At 71.5% G+C, this 7,432-nt stretch carries 6 protein-coding genes; 5 read left to right on the plus strand and 1 reads right to left on the minus strand.

Annotated elements, in window-relative coordinates; translation table 11 throughout:
• Window positions 1-4: 4 nt before the first annotated feature.
• Window positions 5-1,708 (minus strand): aldehyde dehydrogenase family protein, encoded by a 1,704-nt coding sequence (locus tag IE250_RS05195; protein WP_189668138.1) that lies wholly within the window; start codon window positions 1,706-1,708, stop codon window positions 5-7.
• Window positions 1,709-1,893: 185 nt separating this feature from the next.
• On the opposite strand from IE250_RS05195, the gene IE250_RS05200 reads away from it, so the two are divergent.
• The 5 genes from IE250_RS05200 to IE250_RS05220 all read left to right on the plus strand — a co-directional run bounded on the left by IE250_RS05200 (window position 1,894) and on the right by IE250_RS05220 (window position 7,391).
• The gene (locus IE250_RS05200; RefSeq protein ID WP_229872136.1) at window positions 1,894-3,237 is read left to right on the plus strand and encodes a PucR family transcriptional regulator; all 1,344 of its coding nucleotides are present in this window, start codon (window positions 1,894-1,896) and stop codon (window positions 3,235-3,237) included.
• Between the two features lie 9 nt (window positions 3,238-3,246).
• On the plus strand, window positions 3,247-4,413 hold the full coding sequence (locus IE250_RS05205) for an acyl-CoA dehydrogenase family protein (RefSeq protein WP_189668139.1): 1,167 nt from the start codon (window positions 3,247-3,249) through the stop codon (window positions 4,411-4,413).
• Window positions 4,414-4,529: 116 nt separating this feature from the next.
• Window positions 4,530-5,345, plus strand: a complete 816-nt coding sequence (locus tag IE250_RS05210; RefSeq protein ID WP_189668140.1) for an oxidoreductase — start codon at window positions 4,530-4,532, stop codon at window positions 5,343-5,345.
• 55 nt (window positions 5,346-5,400) lie between these two features.
• The gene (locus IE250_RS05215; RefSeq protein WP_229872137.1) at window positions 5,401-6,480 is read left to right on the plus strand and encodes an SMP-30/gluconolactonase/LRE family protein; all 1,080 of its coding nucleotides are present in this window, start codon (window positions 5,401-5,403) and stop codon (window positions 6,478-6,480) included.
• 2 nt (window positions 6,481-6,482) lie between these two features.
• Window positions 6,483-7,391: an alpha/beta hydrolase gene (locus tag IE250_RS05220; RefSeq protein WP_189668141.1), complete on the plus strand. Its 909-nt coding sequence runs from the start codon at window positions 6,483-6,485 to the stop codon at window positions 7,389-7,391.
• Window positions 7,392-7,432 lie beyond the last annotated feature (41 nt).

A 7,432-nucleotide genomic window follows, 5' to 3' on the forward strand; every position in this document is an offset into this window, starting at 1 on the left:
GTGGCTACGCACGGAACGCGGCGAGCAGGACCGGCACCAGCCTGCCCCACGACGACGACACCGCGTACCGGGTCAGCCGGCGGCCCGTGTCCGTCACGCTCCGCGAGCCACTGAACCACGGCGGCTTCGGGAAGAGCGTGAGCTCGCCGTGCAGCACGCTGCGCGGGAACGGACGGAACGGCCCGGTCAGGACGGTGCGCTCCGGCCCGGACAGCAGGTACCCGTTGTGCACGACGTCGATCCCGGAGCCGACGTCGGCCACCGTGTGCCCGGGGAACGCGCCCCACGTGGCACCCGGCAGGAGGAAGCTCACGCCCGTCCACGCGTTGATCGCGATGCTGCCGTAGCGCAGGTCGGCGATCGCGGCGTCGAACGCGGTGCCCATCGCCCTGCGGTCCTCGGGCCGCACCACCACGTTGGCGCCCAGGGTCCCGTACAGGGAGTCGTTGGCGAAGCGGACGGCGGCGCGCAGGAACTCCGCGCCCTGGCCCGGCAGCTGCGTCCACGCCAGCACGGGTGCGAAGTACTCGTCGGTGCAGGCCGGGTCGCCCGCGGCGACCTCCATCAGGATCCTGCCGCTCACGTGCTCGGCGTCGGGGTGCGCCTGGTCCGCCCGCACTACCTTGGCGTCGGTGCCCGGGTACCACGGGTCGCGGGCCGGCATCTGCGCCAGGGCGCGGCGCAGCTCGTCGAGGAACGCGTCCTTCTGGGCCCAGCCCGCCGACAGCACGACCACCTGGCCGGCGATGCAGTTGTGGCCCGCGTTGTGCAGGCGCATGGAGACCAGGTGCTCGGCCTGGAACCGCAGGTCGGCGGCGCTCCACCGGCCGGGAACCACGATCATGGGCGCGACGCCGCCCAGCTCGCTGCTGATCGGCACCCGCAGCCTGGGGTCGTTGGCTGCCCGACGCCGCTCGGCCGCCTCGCCGGTGCCCCAGACGATGGCGTCATGGGTAACCGCGGAGCCGGTGATGTGCACCTTGTCGATCCCGCTGTGCCGCGTGAGGTAGGCGCCGGCGGCGCCGTCCCCGTTGACGATCCGGACCACACCGGCCTCGACGAGGGGCGCGAGCGCCTTGCGGTACACCCCGAGCAGGCCGGCGAACGTGGGGTTGAGCTTCACGAGGGAGGCGCGGTTGTGCGCCACGAGCTCGTAGAACGCGTCGAGCGGCGCGATCGACGAGATGTTGCCGGCGCCCAGCACGAGCCCGACGCCGCCGTACCGGCCCACCTTGCCTGCGCCCAGACCCGCCTCGCCGCGCACCTGCTGCTCGGTCACGCCCGGCGGCATCCAGACCTCGGCCTGGAAGCCGTTGAACAGCACCCATTCCTTGGCCGTGCGGGGCAGCACCCGCACCGCCACGCGGTCGCCCGGCGCGGCGACGACGTCGAGCCCTTCAACCGGCGACCTGCCCGCTGCGAGCGCCTCGTAGGACTGCGCGTAGGTGGCCGCGCTCTCCAGAGCGCCGTACGGCCCGGTCATCCACTCCTCGCCCGCGTACGGCGCTGACGGCGAGACGTGCTTGGCCTCGGCGGCGGCCGTCGCCCACTCCTCGGCGACCTCCGCGATCGACGCGTGGACCCTCCGGAACAGCGCCCCCCTGCCCGCGACGGGCAGCTGCGCCCATCGCTCCGCGCCTACCTTGAGCTCCTCGACCGCCCGGTCGAGCTCACGCTCCGTGGTGGCTTGCGTGTCCGTCACGCTCATCAGCTGTCCCCTTCGACCGCGTTACGTTCGACCGCCACATCGGCTGTCACTGACCGGCACTCCAATAGCCCGGGGGCCAGCCTAGGGGCCCGGACCGGTCCGGGGCGAGACCCAGTCGCTGTGACCTGCGGTTTCCGTTTCGATCTTCAGTGCACAACGGTCCGGCCGCGGTTAGGCTGCCTGGCATGTCGGACATCGCCATGACTGGGCGTCATGACCTCCGCGATGCGCTGGACCTGCTGAGCGAGCAGGTCGCCGACGGGATCCTGCACGCCGAGCCGGTCTACCGCGAGACACGGCTCCCGGCCGCCGTCGTGCAGCCGCTGGTCCGGGCCAACCTCGCGGAGATCCTCGCCGCGCTCGCCGGTGAGACCTCGTCGCTCGCGCCCGCCCGGGAGACCGGACGGGTCACGGCCGCCGAGGGCATGCCGCTGGACCTCTTGCAGCATGCGTACCGGCTGGCCGGCCTGCGCATCTGGGACGAGCTCGCCCGGCGGCTGCGCGACCAGACCGACACCACCGCCCTGCTGCGCGCCTCCTCGCTGGTCTGGGCAGCTATCGAACGTTCGTCGAACGTCGCGGTGCAGACCCACCTGGAGGCGGCCGCCGGCCTCGGCGAGAACATGGCCCGCACCGAGCTGCTGCGCGGGGTCCTGACCGGGGCCGTGCACGACCTCGAGACCGCGCGGCGCGCGCTCGGCCTGCCCGCCGACGTGATGCTGGTCGTCGCGGTCACGGCGCCCGGCATGCCGCCGGTCCCGGCGGCCGGCACGCCCCGGGTCCCGGCGGCAGTCCCGCGCGAGGTCGGCGTCGGGCCGGTCGGCGTCGGCGTCGGGCCGCCGAGAGCAGGCGGGGCTGATACGAATCCGGCTGATACGAATCCGCCGGACATGGACTCGCAACGCGCAGACCTCGTGCGGGTGACCACGCGCTGGCTGACCCACGAGGGCGAACGGCTGACGCTCGTGGCGGCGCCCACCTCGGAGGACGCCCACGACACCCTGGCCGGCCTTGCCGTGCACGCCCGGACCGGCGCGAGCCGCCCGTTCACGAGCCTCGCCGACGCGCCCACCGCTCTCACCCAGGCGCGCGTAGCGGTGCGGTCCCTGACGCCGGGCCAGGTCGGGCTCTCCCGTTACGGCGACCGTCCGCTGGACGCCCTGCTGGTGGCCGACGGCGAGCGCGCCGCCGAGCTCGCCACCGCCGTCCTCAGCGGGCTCAAGGACCGCGATCCCCGGGACCTCGAGCTGCTGCTCGGGACGATCGAGGCGTGGTTCGAGCACGGCGGGTCGGGCACCCGGGCGGCCGCGGCGCTGCACTGCCACCGGAACACGGTGCTGAACCGGCTGGCGCGCATCGCCGAGCTGACGGGCCGCGACGTCAACGATCCGCGTGCCGCCGCCGAGCTGTACGTGGCCGTGCGCGCCCGGCGGCTCCAGCCCGCCGTACTGCCCCCCGCGCTCCCGGCCATCCCCACCGTCACACCGTCCGCCGCGCACCTTGCCCATCGGCATCCGTCGCGGGGTTAGCCTCAGGGCGTGACCCACCTCCTGTCCGACAGTCTGCTCGCAGGCCTGCGCGAGCGCGCCGCCGACTACGACCGCGACAACGCCTTCTTCGCCGAGGACCTGGCCGACCTCCAGGCCGTCGGCTACCTCCGCGCCATGGTCCCCACGGCCCTCGGGGGTGCCGGCCTCACGCTGCGGGAGACCGCCCACGAGCAGGCCCGGCTGTCCGCACACGCGCCGGCGACGGCGCTGGCGGTGAACATGCACCACGTGTGGGTCGCCGTGGCTCGCTACCTGCACGACCGCGGGGACACGTCGCTGGACTGGCTGCTCTCGGAGGTGGTTTCGGGCGAGGTGTTCGGCTTCGGCTACTCGGAGCCGGGCAACGACCTGGTGCTGCTCGGCTCGCGCACGGAGGCGCGGCCCGACGGCTCCGGCGGGTACTCGTTCCACGGCCGCAAGATCTTCACGTCCAACTCCCCCGCCTGGACGAGGCTGGGCGTGCTGGGCCTCGAATCGTCCGGCGGCAAGGACGGCGAGCCCCGGCTCGTGCACGCCTTCGTCACGCGCGAGGGCGGCGGGTTCGAGATCCTCGACGACTGGGACACGATCGGCATGCGCGCCTCCCAGTCGCGGTCCACGGTGCTCGACGGCGCCCACGCGCCCGCCGACCGAGTCGTGCGCCTGCTGCCGCCCGGGCCGTCGCTGGACCCGTATGTCCTGGGGATCTTCACGTCGTTCGAGGTGCTGCTCGCCTCGGTGTACGCCGGGATCGCGGACCGCGCGCTGGAGCTCGCGGTCGAGGCCGCGGAACGCCGCACGTCGATGAAGACCGGCAAGACCTACGCGCAGGACACCGACGTGCGGCGCCGAATCGCCGACATGGCGCTGGCGCAGGACAGCGTCTGGCTCCAGATCGACGGGATCACACGGGACCTCGACGCGTCGGCGTCGGACCCCACGCTGGACCGTGGGGCGGGCTGGTTCCGGGCGACCGCCGGGCTCAAGGTGCGAGTCACCGAGGCGGCACGGGAGGTCGTGGACCAGGCGGTCCGCGTGTCGGGCGGCTCGACCTACTTCAACCGGTCCGAGCTGGGCCGTCTTTACCGGGACGTGCTCGCGGGGATCTTCCACCCGTCCAGCGACGACGCTGCCCACGCGACCGTGGCGCAGTCCCTTCTGGGTCCTCTGGAGTAGCCCTGCTAGCGAGCCAAAACAGTACGACCATCATCTAATTTCTGGAAAGCCTTGCCCCGGAGACTGCCGTCCTCCTATTGTCGTACGAACGTAATCTAAACCTGGAGGAGATCGTGATGGCAGGAACTGGGCAGATCGCGCTGGTAACGGGCGCCACGTCAGGCATCGGCAAGGCGGCAGCGACCGCACTGGCCGCCGCGGGCTTCGAGGTGATCGGAACCGGCCGCAACACCGCGCACCTCACACCGCCCGCCGGGGTCACCTACCTCGACCTCGACGTGACCAGCGACGAATCGGTCGCCTCAGCCATCAAGCAGGTGATCGACCGGTTCGGCCGCGTCGACGTCCTGGTCAACAACGCCGGCGTCGGCTCAACCGGCGCAGGCGAGGAGTTCTCGATCACCCAGACGCAGGACATCTTCGACATCAACGTCTACGGCGTCATGCGGACGACCAAGGCCGTCCTACCGCACATGCGGGCGCAAGGACGCGGACGAATCATCAACGTCTCGTCCCTCAGCGGGTTCGTCCCCAGCCCGTTCATGTCCGTCTACGTGGCCACCAAGCATGCGGTCGAGGGCTACTCCCAGTCGCTGGACCACGAGGTCCGCGAGCACGGCGTCCGGGTCCTGCTCGTCGAACCCGGCCCGATCAACACTCCGTTCGCAGGCCACAGCGTGGAGGCCGACACCCCCATGCCGCTCTACGCGGCGGGACGGCGCAACTACGACGAGCTGCTGGCGAAGAACCTCACCAGCGGTGACGACCCCGCCGTCGTCGCCAAGGTGATCGTCGGGGCGGCCACCGACCGGAACCCGAAGCTGCGGCGCACCGCCGGTTCGACCGCCCGGGCCATCAACGCGGTGTACCGCGTCGCCCCGGCCCGGATCTTCGACCGCGTCATCCGCAGGTTCAACCGGATGCCGAGCTGACACCAGCTGCCGAAAGTCCATCGACCAGTCATTCGCAGATCTCTTGAGGAGAGTCATGCAGCATCAAGGCCAGCAGACGGCCCCCCGCCGCGCATCGAGCGCAAGACGCCTTCTGCAGAGGAACATCGGAATCGCCCTGGCGGTCGCCGCGACGGCGGCCGTCCTCGCGGCGCCGTCCGCGTCCGCAGGGACGGGACACCCGTATCCCGGACCCGTCGTCACCGACGTGAAGACCGCGGCGACGTTCGACTACGCCGCAGGCGAGATCCCCGAGAACATCACCGTCAACCCCGACGGCTCAGTGACCCTGTCGCTGCTCGGCAGCTGCGCGGTGTGCGAGCGCACCCACGCGCCGCAGCTGATGCGGATCTCCGCGTCCGGACAGCGCACGGTGCTCGCCACCGGGCAGGTGGGCGAGGCGATCAGCGGCAACACCCGCGGCGATGACGGCACCGTCTACTACAGCGTGTTCGCCCCGGGCAACGCTGCCAGGAACGGCGTGTACGCGCTGCGTCTGGACGGCACCTCACAGCGGATCGCCGCGCTGCCCGTAGGCGCGGGCCCCAACGGGCTGGCCATCGACCCGGCCGGGGACACCCTCTACATCGCCGACAGCTTCCAGGCCACCATCTGGTCCGTCCCGGTCTCCGGCGGACCGGTGACCTCGTGGCTGACCGACGCTGCGCTCGCACCCGTGCCGACCGAAGCCCTGCCGATCGGCGCCAACGGGCTCAGGTTCCACAACGGCGCACTGTGGGTCAGCAACTTCAACCAGGGAACACTGCTGAAGGTACCGGTCACCCCCGCCGGCGCTGCCGGTCCCATCCGCCTTGTCGCGGGCGGCCTGCCCAACATCGACGATCTCAGCTTCCTGACCCCCTGGTCCGATGTGGTGTTCGTGGCGCAGAACGGCTCCTCCTCGCAGAACGGCCCGGACAGGATCGTGGTGGTCTACCCGGACGGCACCTACAAGCCAGTCCTGACCAGCGCGGACGGTCTCGCCTCACCCTCCGCCACCGCGGTTCGCGGCAATCGGTTGTACATCACCGACGGCGGGGTCCCCGAGCCCCACGACGCGAAGTTGCAGACCGGGAAGATCAACATCACGGCTCTCCTTGCCGGGGCGGCGCACTGACGATGACCGAGCAACCCTTCAACCCGCAGCTGCGGGCCGCGCGATTCCTTCCCCGCACCCTCATCACCGCCCGAACGCTTCCCACGCTCCGTGTCCTCACCAGGCTCACCGGAAACGCTCGGCGGCCCGACGCGCAGATCGTTTCCGTGGACGACGACGTGTCGGTACACGTCTTCCGGCCGGCTTCGGCCCGGCCTCGGACGCCCGCGCTGTTGTGGATCCACGGCGGCGGAATGGTGCTCGGCGACGCGGCACAGGACAGCAAGTTCTGCCGCCAGATCGCCGATCAGCTGGGCATCGTCGTCGTCTCGGTGGAATACCGGCTCGCCCCGGAGCACCCGTTCCCGACGCCGCTGGATGACTGCTACACCGCGCTGCGCTGGCTCGCCGGCCAGCCCGACATCGACCCCGCACGCATCGCCATCGGCGGGCAGAGCGCCGGCGCCGGCCTGGCCGCCTCGTTGGCGCTGCTGGCGAAAGAACGCGGCGAGATCCGTCCGGTCCTGCAGCTGCTGTCCTACCCGATGCTGGACGACCGGACCACGACCCGCACCGACATCGACCCGCGGCGGCTCCGCATCTGGAGCCAGAAGAGCAACCGGTTCGGCTGGCGCGGCTACCTCGGCTCCGCCACCGCGGTCGGCAACGTGCCCCCGCTGGCCGCGCCGGCCCGCTACGACGACCTCTCCGGCCTGCCGCCCGCATGGATCGGCGTCGGCACCAACGACCTGTTCCACGACGAGGACGTCACCTACGCCCGGCGACTGCAGCAGGCCGGCGTCGCCACCACCCTCCACGTAGTGCCCGGCGCCTACCACAACTTCGATTCCCTCGAAGCGAAAGCCGCCATCTCCCGGGCCTTCCTCAAGGCCCAGACGACGGCACTGGACGAAGCCCTCAACGGCGCCTGATCCCTTGGTTGTGGGCGCGACCGTTGCGCCTAAGACGGACA

Origin of the sequence: Promicromonospora soli (genome assembly GCF_014653785.1) — a bacterium.
Lineage (GTDB): Bacteria > Actinomycetota > Actinomycetes > Actinomycetales > Cellulomonadaceae > Promicromonospora > Promicromonospora soli.